Here is a 21892-nt window from a genome sequence, read left to right as displayed (position 1 = left end):
TATGCAAAAAAATCGCCACTCAATGTTGACCAGTCTAATGGTAGTGAGTGGTGCTTCTTTTATAGTCGGGCTGATCATTGGCTATCCAAGTTGGACGATCTGCTTGGGCCTTATCGGCTGGGCCCTACTGCAAATCCGCCAATTTAATAAATTGATGGATTGGTTCCACAAAAACGATGATCAGATTGAACTCCCTGAAACTACAGGCCATTGGGGAGAGTTATTTGATGAGTTATCCCGCCTACAACGTAGCCAACGTTCAAGAGAAACACTGCTGCGGAATATCATTGCACGCTTTCAAGATTCTACTTCAGCGCTGCAAGATGCCATTATAATTATCGATCAAAACAACAACCTTGAGTGGTGGAACAAATCCGCTAACCGGCTACTTGGTTTGAATGACCAAGCCGACCAAGGCAAGCCTGTTATGAATCTACTTCGCGATCCCCGCTTTGTACGTTACTACAAACGCGGACAATACAGCGACCCAATTACGCTTCCTTCACCGGCACATTCTGATCTAAAAATTCAATATCAGATCACCCGCTTTGGTGAGGCTGACCGCTTACTCGTCGCCCGTGATGTCTCTCGTATTATGCGCTTGGAACAGACCCGACAGGACTTTGTCGCCAACGCCTCCCATGAGCTTAGAACCCCTTTAACGGTTATTCGCGGTTATTTAGAAACCTTCTTAGACCAAGAGTTACCAAGGCCACTCATTCGTGGCTTAAGCTCAATGCAACAACAAGCTCGTCGTATGGAAAACTTAGTTTCTGACCTGCTTCTACTATCCAGACTTGAGGCTAGCCACCAGATCTCTGATGAGCAACCGATCCAAATTCATAGTGTGATTCAACATATTATGGAGGGGGCAGAACAGCTTGCTCTTGAAAAAGGTCATAAATTCAACTTAGATATTGATCCATTACATGACCTTTCAGGCCAAGAGATAGAACTACATAGTGCGTTCTCTAATTTGATTTATAATGCCGTACGCTATACGCCTGCAGGCGGTACCATTAAGATCAGCTGGTGGGTCGATAAACAAGGGGGGCATTTCGCAGTAAAAGACAATGGCCCCGGTATAGAATCTATCCATTTACCACGTCTCACCGAGCGCTTCTATCGAGTCGATGAAAGCCGTTCATCAGCGAGTGGGGGTACAGGGTTAGGGCTAGCTATCGTAAAACATGTTTTAGCACGTCACCACGGCCAGCTCACCATTAAGAGTAAAGTAGGTAAAGGCAGCACATTTACCTGTCACTTCCCAACAGAAATTATCACTGCCCGTTTAGAACCTGAAGATAACGCTTATGAAGAGCAAAAACTGATTGGTTTTAAGCAGGACCCAGCTGAAGATAACCAAACTACAAGCTAAGCGTTAACACTTAGATGTAGTTTGGTAATGCCTTAGCGCTCTAATTTTTTCTGATTAAGATCAATCTCAACAGACGCATGAGCTTCTACCCAGTAGATAGTTGCCCCAACAACGGCGGCAGGCATCAAAATCAAGTTTACTATCGGGATCATCATCCCAAGCTGAATTAACCCCCCAAAACCAATCGATGTAAGTCGATCCGATTTCAGCATCAACTTCATATTTTTAAAGCTGACCTTATTGTTATCCATTGGATAATCACAGTATTGAATCGCCATCATCCAAGCGCCAAACAGCAACCACAAAAATGGCGCAATAATATTAATCACAGGGATAAACGACAGTACTAACAAAAATAATACCCGAGGCAGGTAATAAGCCAGTTTAGATAACTCGCGCGCAATAGATCGCGGAATAAGTGCAACCACCGCTTTCCATCCCTCATCAGTAATCACATCGCCTCTTAGACGCTTCTCAACCTTCTCAGACAGGAAACCATTAAAAGGAGCCGCAATGATGTTCGCAACTATAGTAAAGCTGTAGTAAACCATAACAAAGACTAATACAGCCATTACCGGCCAGAGAAGGTAGTGTAGAAACGATAGCCACTCCCAGTCGGGTAGAAAAGCTGAAATCATTTTATCAACCCAGCCACCAAACTGGCTAAATAATAGCCAAATCGCACCAATAAAAAGCACTATATTCGTTAAAAGGGGAACTAGCACAAAGGGCCGAATTTGTGGATCAGGTAGCATCTGCAATCCTCGCAGTAGATACCCAGCACCTCGAATAGGATTTCCTTTCATAATCGCCTTTATTAAATCAGAAAATTAATTATACGGATGGCCACTGCGACAACCATCATAGTCAAACCAGCACGATTCACATTAAATTCGCGCTTAGTCATATTAATCGTTGGCTTCCAAAACTCGATCAGTGACTTGTAATCTTTAGTTCTACCGGCATACATTGCTAAAGAAACAAGATAAACCAACAACCCACCCCAAAACAAAAACTGCTCTATTATTGCCAGATACATTACTCTCGCCTTTACTTGTTGCTATCAAAGAGGAACTCGTTATCATTTTATCAGTCCCTAAAGATAGCTAGCCTACCAAAAAACAGTGTTCTCGGCTGCCCTGTATAGGTTATATAACTTACTTTTTGGTAAGGGTTACTTATTCAGCCGTTGGAGTTGTAAATGAAAGCAATACAGATCAGTCAATTTGGATCTAATGAAGCCTTATCCTACACAGAATTAGCAGAACCCAAGCTTAACTCTGGGGAAGTTTTAATAAAAAACCAAGCAGCGGGCGTTAATCCGATTGATTGGAAAACTTGTGGCGGCGGCGGTGCAGCGCCGTTTATCGGCGATCTACCTTTTGTCCCTGGTTGGGAGTTTGCAGGTACAGTTGAGAAAGTCGCAAGTGATGTGACAACATTCACTGTAGGTGACGCCGTTTTTGGGTTTATTCGGTTTCCTGAGCGCGCAGGCTGCTTTGCTGAATATATTGCAGCACCTGCCGATCAAATCAGCTTACGACCTACAGAACTTCCTGTTCACGCTGCGGCGGGCTTAGGCTTAGCCGGCCTAACGGCTTGGCAAGCTCTGTTTGATAAAGGGAATCTACAAGCATCACAACAAGTTGTCATCTTAGCCGGTGCTGGGGGTGTAGGTCATTTAGCCATTCAGTTAGCCCACTGGGCTGGCGCAAAAGTCATTACAACAGCCTCAAGTACAAATCACGATTTCCTGAAATCCCTTGGCGCTGATGTAGTCATCGATTATCACACGCAGAAGATTACTGACCATGTAGAAAATGTTGATCTGGTAATTGACTGTATGGGCGGAGACGTGGGTATTGAAGCCTTAGCTTGCGTAAAAACTGGCGGTACTTTAGTTACATTGCCTTCAGTAACCAAAGATGAAGTAATCGCTGCTGGCAACGCAGCTGGAGTTAAGGTGGAGCCTATACGTGTCGAACCTAACAGCGAGCAACTCGATAAACTGGCAGGCTTATATGTAGATAAAAAACTGGAGTTGAAGTTAGCAAACACCTACCCATTAGAAGACCTAGGACAAGCCTTTGATGAAAGTCGAACAGGTAAAGTAAAAGGGAAACTAGTCTTAACTATCTAATTCATCAAAGTGGATAACCAACTTAGGGGCTAACACTTAGCCCCTGATACATCGCTGTTACTTTATCCATACTTTGTGTGATTTTTTCTGCAGAGCGCATAATTAGCGGTAATAACGCTTTATTCACATCCATATCAGAGAGATCTTTAAAACGCTTAAAGTCTTTCTGTATTTTATTTAGCTCACTTTTTATCTGATCACTGTTTAACTTACTACTCTCTAATGCATCCCTATTTTGTTCAAACAACTGTAAGGACTCAATAAAGGGCTCAGAGTAACGGTCGTTAAAACCCCAGGCACGTAATGCATAATGGCTACTAACCCGCTGAGATAACATACGCACAAACCCGGCTGTACTGATAAGGTTTCCATATGCACTCTCAGTTTTAGCATTAACCTCAGCAGTGACCAACATCCACTCTTTCAGAAGCAGTTCCGTTTGCGCACGTACATTCTCAACGTTCTCCTTTGTTGGTTCTTGTTCGTACAACGGCTTTACAACGTTCCAATGTTCCGACACTTTCCTAAATGCGTCACCGACCGTATCTGTTGTATTGTAAGAAAGCGATGGGTCAGAAGCATGCTTATTAACATAGTTAAGTATCTCTTTTTCTGCGGCCTCGTACTCAACGATTGCTGCGTTAAGATCCTGCTCAGCCTTTCTCGCACGTACAGACATACCCACTAAAATATAGTTTTTGAGCATCTCTTGGCTAAGTCTATTTTGATTTGAGGATGAGTTAATAAGTGCTTCAACAGATGTTATTTCAGCAGAAACCACTGTGCTCATAAATAACAAACTCAATATTAAATATTGAAATCCCTTCATAAAAGCAATCCCCTTATCAGGTACAAACTTCAGCCAATAGGTCATCGATCTGATCCAGTAACTGGTTTTCAGACCAAGGTTTTGTTAAATATGCAGAGACACCAGCTTCAGCGGCTTCCTGTCTATGCTTTTCAGTAGAACGAGAAGTAATCATTATTACCGGAATATGCGCAGTTTCATTACGGTGTCGAATCACTGTTGCTAACTCAACCCCACCCATTCTCGGCATCTCCATATCGGTGATAACCATATCCGGCTGACGCTTACGCATCTGGTTCAATGCATCTAGGCCATCGATCGCGGTCATAACCTCATAACCAGTATCTTTCAATAGTGTCTCAATCGTTTTACGCGCACTAAGAGAATCATCCACTATTAAGATTCTTGGCAACTCTAACTCCGCCTCAATCTCAACCATTAATGGCTGTTCATTGAACACTGAGCGTTTATAACGAATACGGCCTGGAAGATCGACAATCGGAGCCGCCTGCCCATTTGCCAAGATCGTTAATCCTGGTAAACCAGGTAGATCTGGAAGGTAATCACTCATCTGTTTAAACGTGAGTTCACGATGTGCGATAACTTCTTTCACTAAAACAGCAACCCGTTCACCTTGCGCCATATTCACAATCAAAACAGGATGAATAGCCTCAGCTTCTAGGTAGTTGTAACCGCGCTCATCAAGAAGATGCTCAAGCATATAAACGGGATAATCATCCCCTCCATACTGAAACATAAGCTCATCACCCTGATGATTAAATTTACCATCTAGTGAGATCAAGCTCTGCTCGATACCATGACCAGCAAGGGCAAAAACCTGCTTACCGCAACGAACCAATAATGTACGGATCATCAACGAGCTGGCAGGCATAGCTAAATGAAGCTCTGTACCTTCTCGGCTGTGAGAAGAAATATCTAAGGTGCCCTGTAAACGTAGGATCTGCTGATAGACCACATCCATGCCAATACCACGGCCCGACAACTGACTAATCTCTCCACGGGTAGAAAAACCAGGGATCAAAATCAAACGATTAATCTCATCATCGGTGAGCTCTAAGCCCGCCTCAATCAGCTCTTTTTCTTCAGCAACCGCTAACACGCGCTGCGTATTAATCCCATCACCATCATCCCTGCACTTCACATCAATCATGGCATCTTGGAGTGAGAATGTGAGCGTAACGCAACCCTCTTCAGGCTTCCCTCTTTGGGCTCGTAAACGAGGGGTTTCAATACCGTGATCAACAGCATTACGAATGATATGTAGTAATGGATCCGCTAACTGGTTCAAGATATAGCTATCAACCAGTGTATCTTCACCTTGGATTATAAGGTTGGCTTTTTTATCGGTTGCACGGCACGCCTGACGTAATATCCGCTGCAAACGGGAGGTAATCGTTTTAACGGGAACTAATCGAGTACTTAAAACATTATCGAGGGTTTCTTTCTGCAGACCTGATTGAGCTATATGTAACGAGCTCAAACTCTGGATACGTCCCTCCATCTCTTGTTGAATCTCACGTACATCGGCAACCGCCTCTTGTACACGGGAGATGGTGGTATGGATTTCGTTATAGCGATCCATCTCTAATGGATCAAAATCGTCAGAGCTTTCATCAAGCTCCGATTGCGTATTAATCTGCTCCTGAAACTGCTGCTCAAGCTCAAAAAGTACACGCTGTAATATACGGTGACGCTCGCGGTTAGTTCGTGTAAACCCTCGAAGTTGAGTAACCTCTTCATCAAGCTGTGTATTCAAAGTGCTGGATTCACCCGCCAGACGAAACAGGTTATCCAAAATAGATCGAGGAACACGGAAAACTGGCGATTCATCTACCGCATTTTCATTTGCGGCTTTATCGTCAGAGGGTTGAGGTTGATCCGTCAGTCTTTGCTCAGCAACAATAGAGGCACCCTCAATGATGGATGAGCTGTCTTGCTCTAGGGCCGGCAAGCCTTCTGTTTTGAGTCGATAATCCCAATCCATTATCAACTGTAAAACCTGCAAAGCATTATCCGGTACAGCCGTTCCCTCTATAACACTTTCTGACATTGCAGCCAGACAGTCCGCCGCTTCAAAAAGATCATTTTTTAGGGAACCTGAGGGTAACTGATCAGCCCCCGTCAGGTACTCCATTACATCTTCAAGCCGATGCGCTAAGTTTGCCACGCCTTTAATACCCGCCATATTTGCCAAACCTTTTAGGGTATGTACGGCACGTTGGGCACTGCGTAGAGCCTCTTTATCTGAATCGGCAAAGGTTTTCTGTATATTATTTAAGAAGTCATCCGATAAAGTTGGAAGCTCATGATGAAGCATATCAAGGAGCTGAGGATCTATATCTTCTGATTCTTGTAACTCTATATCATCTACACCCGCTGTTTCTTGCTCTATATCGCCACTACTTTGCAATGAGGCTAAAGCTAAAAGCCCCATGATAAAAGAAGCTTGCTCCACTGTAGGTCGACAAGGTAACTGGGTATCAACATATTGATCGAGTAAGGTTTGTTGACGTTCATATACACTAATATCAACAAAGTACTCTTGTAGACCGGTCAAACACGCATGTATAGATTCACTCGACTCAACAGTGAGCGGTATAGTATTTTCAATCAAGTAATCTAAGTTGAGTATTAATCCCTCCACCAGCACTTTCGCACCAATAAGATTGATCGTATCTAATGCACGAATAACCGTAGCTAACAGATCGCGGGACTCATCGAGCAATTTGGGGTTGAGTGAGTTCTCTTGCCATTGCTCAGCTAAAGAGGTAACTGATTGGGAGAGCATCTCAACCACTGCCGGCTCAATTTTCGGCCCTTCTTCCTGCAAAAGAGTAAAATCAATCGAACAAAAGCTAGGAGGTTCAGGTAAAGGCAGGCTAGCCTCTAATGGCAGATCTGATTCGATATCTCCATCTAAATCTTGAGATTCTAACGGCTCAATCACCTCTTTAATTAACGCTAGTGGTTCAATACTTTCGTCCTCATCCACCTCATTCGCAACGAAGGTGCCTGAGTTCAAACGTTCTAAATCTTGTTCTAAGAGTTCACTTAAAAACTCAGTATCTTCACTAGCAACGGGCTCAGGCCAATCCTGATCGGTCATAAGGGCGAGTATAGGTGCAATCATGTCAGCTGTAGGCTGTGACAATAATCCTAAAATCGCTTGATTCAGCGCGGTTGCACAAGGTGCTGAATCCGTATCGCTTAACTGGGCTAATAACTCCCCATAAAGCGCCAGAAGATCGGAGAATCCTGACCAATCATGCTCAGAATGGGTATCGATCTGCTCATAAAACTGCTCAGTATGTTCCTCACTAAAATTAGGAAGCCCTGCAGACATATCCGTTAATAGAGCAAAAAGACCAGGGAAAGCGCTTTCAACCGCAGGTGAAGGTGCAAGAGAAGACTCGGATGACGGCTGTTCAACCAATTGATCCGGCGTCATATCTAGGTCTAGATCAACCGATGGCGGGATAGATGCGTCCGATAACTCAGCATCGGTACGCTCCGAGTGATCCAGCTCATCGACACTATTTAACTGCCGACAATCGAGCTCCAGCAGCTCTAGCAAAAATCCACTGTCCTCTTCTGGTAGAGGTTCAGCCCAAGCAACATCCCGTAAACAGCTCACTAAACCTTGTGCCACTGTCGATGGGTTACCATCAAAGACCCCATCCAACTGTTCCGCTAAACGGTGAATTACAGGGTCTACCTGTTTAATATGCTCCTCCGGCAGGGATTCTAACAACTCAGCATAAAGTGCTAAGAAATCGGCTAATCCTGGCAGATCGTGCTCACTGAACTGGTCGACATATTCATACAACTCGACGATCAACTCAGTCAGCGGCAACTCCATCTTTAGACAGAGTTTTTGTTTTGCATTCAGCCACTCGATGGCTAGTTTAGGATCAAACATTGATCTCTATCCTATTAGTGTTCAGTCGTGGCCAATTTAAATACACTGATTGATTTCTGCAGTTCTTGGGCCGCATCTACCAATTCATCAGACAGTTCAGCCTGCTGGCGCATCTCAGCATTCGTCGCTTGGGTAGTTTCATTAATGCTTGTCGCACGTTCACGAAGCTCCTCTGCCACTTTCGCCTGTTTAACTGAGCTGTGTGCAATACGCACAACAGAGTCAACCAAGGTTTGTGTAGTGGATCGTGTTTCACCCATACGCTCACCCGCTTCCTCGGCAAGACGTGTACCTTCAACAACGTCACTGATTACATTGTTGATTACATTGATAGTGTCCGCAGTCTCTAACTGAATGTTGTTTACTAGGGATTCAATTTCAGAGGTTGCTTCACGGGAGTTCTCAGATAAACGCTGTACCTCATCTACCACCACCATCAAGCCTCGACCTGCTTCACCAGCCGATGCCGCGTGCATACTCGCATTCAGTGACAGCACATGGGTACGTTCTGAGATGTTGTTGATCAGGTTTACGATACCGCCGATCTCTTGCGAACGTTCACCTAGTCGTTTGATACGTTTTTCCGCCTCATGGATGGTCTGACGTATTTTATTGATACTATCGATTGTTTGAGATACAGAATCCATAGCGGTTTCTGATGTTTTAATCGCTTTCTGAGAGGCGTTGTTTGAAATCACCGCTAGCTTAGAGATTAACTCCATCGCTTTAATGGCTGAATCAAGACCATCCAACGTTTCACCGATCTCCTCTTTCTCTCGCTCCGCATAGCTAAGGACCGTTTCGGACTGCGATTTAACCTGTGCGGAGGCGGTGTTTACACGGCCGGAAACTACATTAACTTCGAGCAGTACCGATTCAATCGACTCAACCAACTGGTTAACGGAGTCAGATATCGCACCCGTCACATCTTCAGCTACAGGTACTCGAACCGTTAGGTCTCGTTGAGAGATTTGGAATACGTTTTGGATCAAAGAGATAATTGAGGCGTTTAGGCGTTTGTTTTCTGCCTCTTTAACTTGCAGCGCATTCTCTTTCTCTTCGAGCATGCTATCCAATACAACAGATAGCTGACCAAGCTCATCTTTACTATCTAGTTCACTTCGAGCATCCACTTCGCCTTTACGTACACGGTCAATCGCATTCTGTATTTTACGCAGTGGATCAATTACACCATATTTTACGATCGACATTGATACCGCTAATGCTGTGATCATCAAACCCATTGAGATGAAGAAGTATGTTGCCATCTCTTTCATATCATCTAGCTGCAAGTTGTCATTCTGAACTTTATATTCAGCAGCTAACTCGGTTACTTCATCAATTTTGGGAGCAAGTTTAGCGATAATCGTTTGAAGCTGTGTATATTGAGTATGTTTACGTTCTACAGAATCGGCCAGTTGAGCAAACAGCTCTTCAATCTGAACCATGTTATCGACTGCAATTTTTCGGTTTTCAGACGAGGCACGCTGAGTAGCAGAACGAAGGGTCGTTGCTTCGATTTGGTTTTTCAGACGGACTAAGTTCTTACTGATTTCAGACGCGCTAACCGTCTGTCCATCATTCGCAACAAACTCATCTAGATTGGCACTTAAAGTACTCAGCTCTTCCCTAATCCAACTACGCTCAAGCCATAAAATGAGTGGCTCAGTCTGCCAGATAAGTGTCCTTATATCTTGGGAGAGCCCAGCCTCTTTACTTAAACCAATCTCCATACTCGCTTCTGAAGCGTCGTAAAAAGTATCTTGGTACTGATCTATAATGGTCTGGAATTGCTCAACAAGGGCTTTATCTTCATCTGTACGTAAGTAAGATTTTAAGCTGAGAATATCTGCATCAACCGTTCCCATGATGTCGTTATACATGGTTAGCTGGTTCATCTCTTTTTCAGCTTGGAAACTTTTCTCCTGATAACGCGCTTCAGAAACATTGGCTTGAATACGACTAACTAAAAGTAGGAAGTCATTCAACTGCTGTGAACGTGCCTGTGCTTTTTCTTGCAGAACGATTGTCTGATAGTAAGAAGCACTCATAAAGATCAAGCCCGCGCACAGTAATGCCAACGCAATGGCAAACTTAATCGGTATCCGTACGTTCTTAAACTCCCAAAACGATTGCATAGATCTAACTCTCCGTACTTTTTAGAACTGTTTTTTTAAGGCTAGAAACAAAAGACGATGATCAATTTCAAACCATTTATTATTTTTATCGCGGTAAACATGACGTATCGCTTTTTCAATGATTTCCGGTAGCCCTACGGCAACCTCATCTAGCAATTCAGGGTCTGCCACGCTTTGCGGCGGAGACTTTAAAAATACTCCTACCGTATTGGGATGGTCATCTATCAGCAAAACCCAATCTTGAGCATCTTCCTCTTCATCTAATACCCGTAAATATTTATTCAGGTCATACACTGGCACCGTTTCTCCGCGGTGATTGATAAAACCTGAAAACCAATCCGGCGTTGACGGAACAGCACAAATCGCTGGGGACTTTACAACCTCAGCTCGTGTCTGTTCAGATATTAAAAGTGGGCAACTACCCACTTCAAATCCATGCCTGATTTGATGAAACTCGGAACTACTTTCTTGATCAATACTGGTTTGCTGAGTATCCATCATTCCACTCTGTTAAGTCAGTGCATTAATCTGCGCAAGCAGGTCTTCATCCGAAAAGGGTTTAGAAACCATTGCTGAAGCACCTTGAAGTTGAGCCCAAACCTTATCGGCTTCCTCTTTTTTACTCGAAACAAGCACAACAGGAATATTCTTAGTGGCCTCATCTGTAGTGATCTGCCGACAAGCAGAGAAACCATCCATCTCAGGCATTACTATATCCATAAAGATCAAATCTGGTTTTTCGTTTTTTGCCTTATCTAAGCCCTGCTTACCATCACTGGCAACAATGACCTCAACACCACAACCTGCCAACACTGTACATATGTGCTTCTGTTGAACAGGATCATCTTCAACTACAAGAACTTTTTTCACTGACTGTCTCCAATATCATTAAGCTTTTTGAAACTCATCAACCCAATTCGATACCCTGCTGATCACCTTTTGGAACTCTTCATGCTCTATCGGCTTGGTTAAATAGGTGGAACAACCGGACATGATTCCTTTAACCTCATCCATAGGTGAGGTTTTAGATGTCAACATAATGATTGGGGTTTTCTTTAATTCTGAATGTTTTCTCATTTCTGCACAGGTTTCAAAACCATCAATACCCGGCATTACTACATCCAGAAAGATAAAATCATAAGAATTATTTGCGACTTTTTCTAAAGCCTCTTCGCCTGTTGCTGCAAAGTGGACATTGACTGGCAAGGATAGCTGTTGCAGTTCTGAGTCTAACGCTTGCTGCATAATTTCATTGTCATCAACAACTAACACTTGAAAACCATTCCGAGTGGAAGAAAGCTCTTCAGCTTCAGTCTCCACATTTTCATACTTGCTGAATTTGTTCTCTTCAACCGTTTCGACAACGGGACATTCCATATCCTCATTTTCACTTGTCATCTTATCTAGTGTTCGTAAAACACGTGAAGAGACAAGTGGATAACCAAGGTATGCATAACTTTTATCGGCGGGTCGACCGCGACCGACTAAAATCAATCGTGAGTGATAGTTAGAAGGAAGATTTAAAAGCTCAGGATGGTCATTTAGATTAAAACCGAATACCAGCATTAAATCAGGTAGGTTATTAAAATCAGGATCAACAAGGATATAGCGTGTTTGTTTGGAAAGTTTGAATATTTTTTCCAGCTTTATTCGCTGGTCTTCAGGAAAACCTATGGAACCAATCTGCATTCTAGCCCCCTATCCTAGTAGTAAAAGAGGGTCGGTTCACATCATAGTGAATAGCTCGATAGGCTGAAATGGTATAGGTAAAACCGCAGGCACTATTATAGGTAAGCCCAACATTAAATTTATGCTGAGATGGCTTAATTAAGACTGCAGAATTATAACTTAGTGCATCCGCTGCACTGATATTGAAATTTTCTACTACCATAAGTACGCAATACCAATAGTACAACGTTGTTTCGCCCGAGCTGCTATGCTTCTACCAGCCCCATCCATTATCTCTTTATTATTTTTAATGACGTCTTATGCGCCCTTACTACACTGTACAGCTTTTAGACAGACAAGCAAATAAAGCATTTCTAAACAGCTATTTAACTTAATAGAGAAAAGAAACTTTGTAAATTAATAAGCAAAAAAAGCGAACCCTATGGTTCGCTTTATATATTTATTGTGGTTGCGTTGAGCAAAAGAATTGCTGCTGCCTCATTAATAATCGACAACCTTCCCCTCGAATATCTCGCCCCCAACAACTTTCTCTGGCCCAAGTTTTATCATCGTCTGAACGTTTTTCATTGTATGCGGGTACATCTTTACAAAAATCTGGACTCGGTGCCGCATGCTTTAAACAGGCATTTAAAAATTTCCCGTGCTTAACGGTACAAGCAAAGCCAGAACAGCGATCAAAACTGCTCAATGTTTGTTCTAAACACGCTTGTTGATCATTCTCTTTACCAAAAGCGATCCCCTGCTCTTGAAACAACTGCGTTTCTTCCGCTAGTTCTTGATTCCACTCAGGCAACCAATAATCCTGTGTTAACCATGCACCAAATATACCTAGAACAATCAACAGTATAAGGCCCCAAACTAACTTTTTAATCATTTTTAAATCCTTTTTGAGGGCGCCATAAAAGGCCTTTCATACATAAAAGCAATCCAATAACTGATAACAACATCATGCCATTGACGAGCATAGGGTAGCGAACCATTAAAGGAATAAATGGATGTTTTTCCTGAAGATCACATTCACTAATTTGATAATTATATGATCCCCCTTGTTTAATACAGGCATCAACGGTGGACTGATCTATAAAAAATACTGTCATCAGAATAAGTGCGGGGAGCACAAGAAGTACTAGACCTATTTTTAACATCAATTACTCGCTATCGCATATACCCAAATTACTATAGCCGCCGTTATGTGCCAGCTCTCTTAGCTCTGCAAGTGCTTCTCTACGAGGAAGGTCATCCTGTAGGATCTCGATAATATCCGCATGAAAGTCATCTTCTTGGACCATAAGATCATGGGTATTGATATAACGTACCAGCTCTTCATCTGAGATTTGATCATCCGCATTCATCTCTATAAATGTTGCTACGGACTCACGAGACATATTGGAGACATTTAATACTTCTCCAGCATCAGCAGAAAGCACTGTATTCAATGTGGAAAATAACGCAACAATAGCGTCAAGTGCTGGTGATGCCCCATACATATCGAACTTATCAAGATCGGGCATGTTGGCTTCAACATTATCCAACTGAACGTCAAAGTTCATTTTCGCACCGCTATTGTTGAGGTGATCCCACACCCCATCAAGAATCTGACGCATTTTGGCTAACTCACCAAACTCCATCAAACGAGCAAACAATGCAAAGTTAGGAAACATACGCTCAGACATCGCGGCACAATAAGCAGCTAGTTGCCAATCTTTAAGATCGTAAAACTCTTTATCAACACGCGGTTCGGACATGTAAATCACCAGATCTATGGGAAAGTGTGTATTGTACCGATTTTATGATTATTTGCAGCGTAATATGACCCTACCAATAATTCTATTCTCCACTTAGTTAGACTAAGTAAAAAGAGACAAATTCTGTAGCTATAAAATCCACCGAAAACCGTGCTCATATTCAAATTATTATTTATAAACAAAAAAATGACTTAACCTTATAAATGAGACAATTATCAGTAAAAGATGATCTGTTATGTATAAGCTTGTTATACTTTAGAAAGGGGTTTTATCTTGAGAGACAGTGAGGTGTTTAGTTGAGTTCGTTTAATCTGCTTAAGTCGATTGCCGAAGCGCATGGAAGCTTAAGAAAATCTGAGCAGAAAGTCGCAGACTTTGTACTGGGCAACCCGAATGAGGTTATCCATATGCGTATTGTTGATTTGGCTTCAGAAGCGAATGTCAGTGAACCTACTGTTGTCCGTTTTTGCCGTGCACTCAACTACGATGGCTTTCAGGATTTTAAGCTAACCTTAGCTCAAGGCTTAGCGAGTAATACCAATTACGAGCAGTTTTCACTGAATACCAAAGATACAGTGATGGAGTTCAAAGAAAAAATCTTTGATTCCATGATCGGCAATCTCCTTAATATTAAAGAGCAGCTCGATACAGAAACGGTAGAATCTGCAATAAATAGCCTAACAAAAGCACGCCGAGTTGAGTTTTACGGCTTTGGCGCATCAGCACCTGTATGTACAGATGCTGCTCACAAGTTTCACCGCTTAAAGGTATCTAGCACCTCTTATTCAGATCCTCATATGCAAGCAATCTCTGCCGTCTCCCTTGATGAACGAGATGTAGTGGTCGCAATTTCACAAACGGGCCGAACAAAAGATCTGCTACATACCGTCAACTTAGTCAAAGATACAGGAACGACGGTTATATCCCTTTGCCCAAGTAACACGCCGCTTGCAGAGGCATCAACTATTTCGATCCATATTGATTTAGAAGAAGATAAAGACCTAAGTACCTTGATGTCATCACGGGTATTACATTTGGTTGTCATTGACGTCCTGGCTGTAGGTGTAGCCATGAAACTGGGCCCTGGCTTAGTTGACCACCTAAAAACGATTAAACGCAGCCTGCGCTCGTTACGCCAAAATGACAAACGACCTCTTCTACGGAAACCATCGAACTTTCCTGAAAGCGAAAGATAAAGACTAAATAGCACGACTCCGTGGGATATAACGTTGCTTATATCCCATTTTTTCACCTTTCTTACATCTTTCCTTCATCTCCCTGAAACAACCTATTTTTATTATGAGCCGTCTCTTTAGATGTGCGGTTCAGCCTAAAACTATTTGAAATTTAGCGTCAGCTATAATAAAACTAGTTCAAGGTTGTTTTTAAACAGGGTTTGAGATCCATCAATATCTCATGCTCAATCACTAGTGCCCCTCATTGCGGTACGTAAATAATACCGACCGATGGGCCTTCTGACCGTTAGGATAAGATCAGGAGCTATTATGTTGAGAAATACCGAAAACCTGAATGAAGTACAAACCGAAGTCTTCGACCTATTGGTAGGTTTTGAAGAAGAGGAAAAGCTATCTCGTAAAAAACTAGCCTCAAGGCGAGCATTAAAAGCACGCCGTGCGATTGAACAACGTTTTGAAGAGAAAGAGCTTGCTGCACATATTGATGAGTGTTGGTTTGGAAGTTAATAGAATTTAATACGCCAGTTCTTTGAACTGGCGTATTTCGTTAACGCTTCGCTTACCTCTAGCTACTTAATACTCTGGATAGAGAATATTCAGGGGTATGGATCGGCTGCCTTCAACAACAATCGCACAATGCTTGCGTTTAAGCTTGCGTGGTTCAGTTACACCACATGAGTGCGCAATGATCTCTACTTCGTGTACAAGATGATTGTGATAATTAGCTACACGGTCCGCTTTCACTTCAGGCACTAAGCCTCGTTGCAAATCTGGATCATGAGTTGTAATACCTGTAGGACAAGTATTCTTGTTACACTGCAACGCTTGTATACAACCTAAGGCAAACATAAAACCACGCCCTGTCACCACAAAATCAGCACCCATACATAAAGCAGCAGCGACATCGGTTGGGTTGATTAATTTACCTGAAGCAATAACACGGATACGATCCCGCAAATCATGGGCCATCAGCTTATTCACCAATATAGGCAAACTTTCCCGTAAGGGTAAACCTACGCTATCCATTAAAGGCATAGGTGCAGCCCCAGTCCCCCCATCAGCACTGTCTAAAGTAATAAAATCCGGTGCAGATTCTAAGCCTCGTTCTAATATGGCTTCACAAAACTCATCCAACCACTCAGTATCACCTAAGACCATTTTAAAGCCACAAGGCTTACCGGTCACACGACGAATACGCTCAACCATATCTAACAGATCAGAAATTGAAGCAACATCGGGATGACGGTTAGGGCTTATTGAATCTTCACCAACAGGAATACCACGCACCGCAGCAATTTCTGCGGTGACCTTCCCGCCTGGAAGAATCCCCCCTTTACCGGGTTTAGCTCCCTGACTAAGTTTAATTTCAAACATCTTAACCTGCTGAAGCTCGGCTTTTTCCTTTAACTTCTCTTCCGAAAGCTTCCCATGGCTGTCACGTAAACCATATTTAGCAGTGCCTATCTGATAAACAATGTCGCAGCCCGAATCAAGATGGAATGAGGACAACCCACCTTCACCTGTATTCATCCAGCAACCCGCTTTTTTTGCTCCTTTGGCGAGTGCTTGTACAGCAGGTTTAGACATAGCCCCGTAGCTCATACCAGAAATATTAAAGAAGGAGGGAGCATCATAAGGTTTATCACAATAAGGCCCTATTCGCAGACTTTCGGTCTGAACAGCATCTTCCTGAAGCATAGGGAAAGCACAGTTCAGAAAGTAATAAGTACCAGGGATCCTTAAATCACGAGTCGAACCAAACGCGATAGTACTATCGACATTTTTCGCTGCTCTATACACCCACGATCGCTGCGCTCTATTAAACGGCATCTCCTCACGATCCATCGCAAAGAAATATTGACGGAAAAACTCGCCAATATGTTCAAAAATATATCGAAAGCGGCCAATCAATGGATAATTTCTACGGATAGTTTGCGTCGTCTGGTGTTTATCAATCTGATAAAGAACCAAAGCAACAACTACAACAATTGCAAACAAAACCAAAAAGACAATACCAACAAATGCAATAAAGTTGATTGCAAAGTTAGTAACAGGATCATTCATGCTATCGGCCTCCTATGGACATAGCAGTAAGCCCCCAAGGGCTTTATATTTATGCATATGACGTTATGACTAAATCAATAGTTCAATCAATAATTTTCTCTATACAATGTAGAAGTCGGCTTTCTGAATCAAGTAATACCCTTGCAAAATGTAGTAATTTATTGTCAAAAACCTTCAACTTCTGTCTTTTTCAGCGATAAAGCGCTTAATTCATTGATTTTCTCTTCTGATATTTGCAAAACCCCTTAGGGTAGATGTATGGTACGTCGCTCTTCGTATTTATTAATACTTTAAGACTAGAGTTGTACGAAAATATTAAATTCAAGATCCTTAATAAATAAAGTTCTGCTTTCTGTATTTTCCCTAGAGATACTTGTTTTCTCAGGAAAGTGCCCTCATGTAATTATCTATAACAGATAAAACGCAGAACAAACCAACTTAGACCTACCTAATTGGTTTTATTTAGCCGAATTAATAAATTCAATATATAAGCTCTGATTGTTGCAACCAAAAAGTGGAAGATCCGATTCATGACCAATTTGCCTGATGTAACCAGTAATCAAAATCCAGAGATCCATGGTTCTCTAGACTGGGTGGGCATGAATGGGATTACCGTCCCATTGCAGTTCGAAGACAATAAACTTGGCGTCAATAACATTGAAGCACGTGTAAATACTTACGTTAACTTGGTTAATCCCAAAGTTAAAGGTATTCATATGTCACGTCTCTACTTAGCGTTAAGCAACTTTTTTGAGAACCAAACGCTGAATGTACCTGCCTTAACTGAGTTTTTATCGCACCTGCTCGATAGCCACCACGATATCAGCACTCAAGTGTTTCTAAACTTTGAGTTTGATTTCTTAATTAAAAGAGATGCACTAAAAAGCGATAACAGCGGTTGGAAAAACTACTCAACAACGCTAAGAGCAACACTTACAGGCAATGATGTAGTATTAGAACTTGCAACTCGAGTACCATACTCCTCAACCTGCCCATGTTCTGCTGCCCTATCTCGGCAGTTGCTACAACAAGCCTTTACCGCTGATTTTTCAGATAAAGGTGCACTGAACATTGAAGATGTAGAGAAGTGGCTACTCTCTGAGAAAGGCTCCTTTGCAACACCTCATAGTCAGCGTAGCCAAGCAACCGCTTGGGTTAAGCTAAATAAAGAGATGGGTGCTTTCCCATTAACAGATCTTATTGATCTAGTTGAAGGAGCATTAAAAACACCTGTGCAGACAGCTGTTAAACGTGCCGATGAACAAGAGTTTGCCCGTTTAAATGGACATAACCTGATGTTCTGTGAAGATTCTGCCCGCCGTCTTAAGCAAGCGCTTAATAGTCAGACTCAGTACTCCGATTTCTGGCTAAAAGTGGAGCATTTCGAAAGCTTACACGCCCACGATGCAGTTGCTTTAGCCTCTAAAGGTGTCGAGGGGGGTTATAGCCCTGCTAATTACACTTAACAGTTTATTGAATTAAAAAAGGCTGCCATTGGCAGCCTTTTTTATTAGAGCTATACATCTTTACCTAGACGATAATATTCCTGCAGTTCCTCTTCCGGAACCATACTCCCGCCCGTAGCCCATATTATATGAGTTGCTTGCTTCATCTTACCCACTAACTGATGCTGCTCAAGGTAACTGTACTGCTTGAATAAACGCATAACGCCAGGCGCTCCCGCTAACGCAGAGGGCTCAAGCCCTATAGCTTCTTCATCCTTTAGCAACGCTAATAATCGATAAAGCTCGCTATCCTCAACCGTATAAATACCGCTCAATAAAGGTGACATAAGTTTGCCGACAAACCCTGATGCTCTGCCAACCGCCAAACCATCAGCGCAAGTTTTGTTATCAATACCTATATCTTGAACACTAATTTGATCCTGTAAACCTGTATACATCCCTAAGAGCATACAAGGTGAATGGGTAGGTTCAGCAAAGAAACAGTGTACATTATCACCGAACTGCTGCTTTAAACCGAAAGCTACACCTCCTGGCCCTCCACCCACACCACAAGGTAGATAAACAAACAGAGGATGCTCAGCATCCACCTGAATATTCTGTTCGTCTAACTGTATTTTAAGCCGTTCAGCAGCAACACTATAACCAAGAAAAAGGTCCTTCGAGTTTTCATCATCGACGAAATGGCAGTTCTCCGTTTGCAGTGCTTGCTTACGTCCCTCTTCTACCGCTTTACTGTAATCCTCTTCATATTCAATAACCTCAACACCTTTACTTCGCAATAGGCTTTTCTTCCATTCTCGTGCATCAGCCGACATATGAACGCTCACCTTAAAACCTAAAGACGCGCCCATAATCCCTATGCTTAACCCTAAATTGCCGGTAGAGCCAACCACGATTTGATACTGGTTGAATAAGGCGATCAACTCCGGGGAAGCTAATTTACTGTAACACTCCTCTTCCTTTAACAGGCCTGATGCTAGGGCCGTTGTTTCAGCGTATTTAAGTACTTCATAGATACCACCGCGCGCTTTTATCGATCCTGATATGGGCAACTCGCTATCACATTTCAAATAAAGCTGACCTAAAATAGGTAAGCCATACTCTTGCTCTAGTCGACCTTGGAATTGAGAAATTTTACGCAGCGGCGACTCAATCAGTCCCCCATGTTCTCGAGTTTCAGGAAAACACAGGGCTATAAACGGAGCAAAACGAGTAAGCCTGCTAGCCGCATCATCAATATCTTCTACCCTTAAAGGCAGATTGGATTTAGCTTTAAAGAAAGGGATCAATTGATCATTAAGCCAGAAGCTAGGCTGAGTCGCGATTAAACGCTTAAACAATGGATCACTGTCTATCCACTGCCCAATTAATGCTCTATCGACAAAAGACATAGTTAAGTACCCACACTATTAGTATGCGCTATACAGTGACACTTAAATTAAAAAGAAAAAGGAATAGATAGCCACTACAATTGATGCGAATTGTAGTGGCTCATGGACAGCTATTCGACTGTAACTGACTTAGCTAAATTTCGTGGCTGATCTACATCAGTGCCTTTTAATACTGCCACATGGTAGGAAAGCAGCTGAAGAGGAATGGTATACAGCACTGGCTGCATAATCTCATCACAATCAGGCATTGTAAGCACATGAGTAGCATCTTCTGCCTGCACTCGATCAGAACCAGCAAAAACAAATAGCTGACCACCGCGCGCCTTCACTTCCTGTAGATTTGCTTTTAGCTTATCAAGCATGTCGTTTTGAGGCGCCACTGCAACGACAGGCATATCTTTATCTACCAACGCGAGAGGCCCATGTTTAAGCTCACCTGCTGGGTATGATTCTGCATGGATATAGGAGATCTCTTTAAGTTTAAGCGCCCCTTCCTTTGCAATTGGATATAAAGTGCCTCGACCTAAAAACAGAGCATGATGCTTCTCAGCAAAAGATTGCGCCATCTCTTCAATATCTTTATCCATCGCAAGCGCTTGTTCAACCTGTTCAGGTAACGCTTTTAAAGCACGAATAATTTTAGCTTCCACTTCAGCTGTAAGATCATTACGACGGCCTAAGGCTATAGTGGTCAGCATTAACGCCACTAACTGAGTCGTAAACGCTTTAGTTGATGCCACCCCAATTTCAGGGCCCGCATTGGTCATTAAGCATAGATCTGATTCGCGTACTAAAGAACTTCCGGGAACATTACAGATAACTAAAGAGGCTAACACACGCGATTGAACTTCTCTCAATGCAGCTAGTGTATCTGCGGTTTCTCCTGATTGGGAGATCGTTAAAAATAAGGTTCCGGGCGGAATAACAACCGGGCGATAACGATATTCACTGGCCACTTCGATCATGCAGGGAATACCAACAAACTCTTCGATCCAGTACTTAGCAATAATGCCAGCATGGAAACTAGTACCACAGGCAATGATTTGAACCTGTTTTACTTGATCAAATATAGTCGCCACTTTAGCACCGAAACATTGCTCTAATAATCTATCACCACTAATACGACCTTCCATACAGGCTTTGATAACAGACGGTTGCTCATAGATCTCTTTAAGCATGTAATGCTTAAACTCACCTTTATCTGCCGCACTAATCCCATGCTCAAACTGACTTACTTCACGCGTAACAACCTTATTGCTAGAGTCGTATACCTCGATATCAGACGCGGTTAAAACAGCTACATCACCATCTTCCAAAAACATAAAACGGTCAGTGACCGGCAATAATGCCAGTTGATCTGATGCGATAAAGTTTTCACCTATACCTACACCAATGACTAAAGGGCTACCTTTACGGGCGGTAACAAGCTGATCAGGCGCATCTTTATGAATCACACCTAATGCATATGCACCCTCTAATTTCGTAATAATATGAGCAACAGCACGTTGTAAACAAGGTTCTGTTTTTAAATACTCTGCGAGTAAGTGAGCAATTACTTCTGTATCGGTATCCGAGGTAAAGGTATAACCTTTTTCCTGTAACCCTTCTTTTAGTACTTCAAAGTTCTCGATAATACCATTATGTACAACCGCCAAAATATCGGCTGACATATGCGGATGCGCATTACGCTCATGGGGTACTCCGTGAGTCGCCCAACGGGTATGCGCAATACCGGTTGTTCCAATCAATGGGTTCTCAGATAGGGCATCTGCCAAAGACTGCACTTTACCATTGCGACGACAACGTTTAATTTCACCCTCTGTATGAAGGGCAATACCTGCAGAATCATAACCACGGTATTCAAGCCGACGTAAGCCTTCAATCAATATATTCTGGACAGGACGTGCAGCGACGGCGCCTACTATTCCACACATAAT

General features: G+C 42.6%; 19 protein-coding genes. 5 read left to right on the top strand and 14 right to left on the bottom strand.

The genetic code is table 11. The features are described from left to right. Position 1 precedes the first annotated feature (1 nt). Positions 2–1378 (top strand): phosphate regulon sensor histidine kinase PhoR, encoded by a 1377-nt coding sequence (phoR, locus tag Q4492_RS09945; RefSeq protein WP_303417475.1) that lies wholly within the window; start codon positions 2–4, stop codon positions 1376–1378. Positions 1379–1410: 32 nt separating this feature from the next. On the opposite strand, the gene cysZ is transcribed toward phoR, so the two are convergent. Both cysZ and Q4492_RS09935 read right to left on the bottom strand, forming a co-directional pair. Continuing rightward, on the bottom strand, positions 1411–2184 hold the full coding sequence (gene cysZ, locus Q4492_RS09940; protein ID WP_303417473.1) for a sulfate transporter CysZ: 774 nt from the start codon (positions 2182–2184) through the stop codon (positions 1411–1413). An 11-nt stretch (positions 2185–2195) separates the two neighbouring features. Next, positions 2196–2417 carry a hypothetical protein gene (locus tag Q4492_RS09935; protein WP_303417471.1) on the bottom strand — a complete coding sequence of 74 codons (222 nt, stop codon included), beginning with the start codon at positions 2415–2417 and terminating at the stop codon, positions 2196–2198. Positions 2418–2579: 162 nt separating this feature from the next. On the opposite strand from Q4492_RS09935, the gene Q4492_RS09930 reads away from it, so the two are divergent. Then, positions 2580–3518 (top strand): NADP-dependent oxidoreductase, encoded by a 939-nt coding sequence (locus Q4492_RS09930; RefSeq protein WP_303417469.1) that lies wholly within the window; start codon positions 2580–2582, stop codon positions 3516–3518. 22 nt (positions 3519–3540) lie between these two features. Here Q4492_RS09930 and Q4492_RS09925 read toward each other — a convergent pair whose 3' ends face one another. The 9 genes from Q4492_RS09925 to Q4492_RS09885 form a co-directional block, all read right to left on the bottom strand. Then, positions 3541–4392, bottom strand: coding sequence for a hypothetical protein (locus tag Q4492_RS09925; RefSeq protein ID WP_303417467.1), 852 nt, complete (start codon positions 4390–4392; stop codon positions 3541–3543). After that, positions 4364–8266 carry a response regulator gene (locus Q4492_RS09920; protein ID WP_303417464.1) on the bottom strand — a complete coding sequence of 1301 codons (3903 nt, stop codon included), beginning with the start codon at positions 8264–8266 and terminating at the stop codon, positions 4364–4366. Before Q4492_RS09920 ends, Q4492_RS09925 begins: the two co-directional genes overlap by 29 nt. Positions 8267–8280: 14 nt before the next feature. Next, the gene (locus Q4492_RS09915) at positions 8281–10404 is read right to left on the bottom strand and encodes a methyl-accepting chemotaxis protein (RefSeq protein ID WP_303417462.1); all 2124 of its coding nucleotides are present in this window, start codon (positions 10402–10404) and stop codon (positions 8281–8283) included. A gap of 21 nt (positions 10405–10425) precedes the next feature. Further along, complete coding sequence (locus tag Q4492_RS09910; protein WP_303417460.1) at positions 10426–10905, bottom strand: chemotaxis protein CheW; 480 nt, start codon at positions 10903–10905, stop codon at positions 10426–10428. A 9-nt stretch (positions 10906–10914) separates the two neighbouring features. Continuing rightward, the gene (locus Q4492_RS09905) at positions 10915–11274 is read right to left on the bottom strand and encodes a PleD family two-component system response regulator (RefSeq protein WP_067867992.1); all 360 of its coding nucleotides are present in this window, start codon (positions 11272–11274) and stop codon (positions 10915–10917) included. Positions 11275–11292: 18 nt separating this feature from the next. Beyond that, a complete protein-coding gene (locus Q4492_RS09900) occupies positions 11293–12093 on the bottom strand; it encodes a PleD family two-component system response regulator (RefSeq protein ID WP_303417457.1) in 801 nt (266 codons plus the stop codon). A gap of 439 nt (positions 12094–12532) precedes the next feature. Next, entirely contained in the window at positions 12533–12967 is a 435-nt protein-coding gene (locus tag Q4492_RS09895; protein ID WP_303417455.1) for a hypothetical protein, read from the bottom strand. After that, on the bottom strand, positions 12960–13238 hold the full coding sequence (locus tag Q4492_RS09890) for a hypothetical protein (RefSeq protein WP_303417453.1): 279 nt from the start codon (positions 13236–13238) through the stop codon (positions 12960–12962). The genes Q4492_RS09895 and Q4492_RS09890 overlap by 8 nt, the downstream gene beginning before the upstream one ends. A 3-nt stretch (positions 13239–13241) precedes the next feature. Next, a complete protein-coding gene (locus Q4492_RS09885) occupies positions 13242–13838 on the bottom strand; it encodes a YjaG family protein (protein ID WP_303417452.1) in 597 nt (198 codons plus the stop codon). Positions 13839–14134: 296 nt separating this feature from the next. On the opposite strand from Q4492_RS09885, the gene Q4492_RS09880 reads away from it, so the two are divergent. Both Q4492_RS09880 and Q4492_RS09875 read left to right on the top strand, forming a co-directional pair. Continuing rightward, the gene (locus Q4492_RS09880; protein ID WP_303417450.1) at positions 14135–15034 is read left to right on the top strand and encodes an SIS domain-containing protein; all 900 of its coding nucleotides are present in this window, start codon (positions 14135–14137) and stop codon (positions 15032–15034) included. 309 nt (positions 15035–15343) lie between these two features. After that, positions 15344–15541, top strand: coding sequence for a PA3496 family putative envelope integrity protein (locus tag Q4492_RS09875; protein WP_303417448.1), 198 nt, complete (start codon positions 15344–15346; stop codon positions 15539–15541). A gap of 66 nt (positions 15542–15607) precedes the next feature. On the opposite strand, the gene Q4492_RS09870 is transcribed toward Q4492_RS09875, so the two are convergent. After that, positions 15608–17098, bottom strand: coding sequence for an FMN-binding glutamate synthase family protein (locus Q4492_RS09870; protein ID WP_303417445.1), 1491 nt, complete (start codon positions 17096–17098; stop codon positions 15608–15610). A gap of 530 nt (positions 17099–17628) precedes the next feature. On the opposite strand from Q4492_RS09870, the gene folE2 reads away from it, so the two are divergent. Continuing rightward, positions 17629–18564 carry a GTP cyclohydrolase FolE2 gene (folE2, locus tag Q4492_RS09865; RefSeq protein ID WP_067867962.1) on the top strand — a complete coding sequence of 312 codons (936 nt, stop codon included), beginning with the start codon at positions 17629–17631 and terminating at the stop codon, positions 18562–18564. 50 nt (positions 18565–18614) lie between these two features. On the opposite strand, the gene Q4492_RS09860 is transcribed toward folE2, so the two are convergent. Beyond that, positions 18615–19955 carry a D-serine ammonia-lyase gene (locus Q4492_RS09860; protein ID WP_303417442.1) on the bottom strand — a complete coding sequence of 447 codons (1341 nt, stop codon included), beginning with the start codon at positions 19953–19955 and terminating at the stop codon, positions 18615–18617. A gap of 110 nt (positions 19956–20065) precedes the next feature. Continuing rightward, positions 20066–21889: a glutamine--fructose-6-phosphate transaminase (isomerizing) gene (gene glmS, locus Q4492_RS09855; protein WP_303417440.1), complete on the bottom strand. Its 1824-nt coding sequence runs from the start codon at positions 21887–21889 to the stop codon at positions 20066–20068. Between the last annotated feature and the right edge of the window lie 3 nt (positions 21890–21892).

This window comes from Neptuniibacter sp. 1_MG-2023 (genome assembly GCF_030547185.1).
GTDB lineage: Bacteria > Pseudomonadota > Gammaproteobacteria > Pseudomonadales > Balneatricaceae > Neptuniibacter.
Note: the sequence above shows the minus strand (reverse complement) of the source record. Positions and strands in the feature narration are given on the sequence as shown.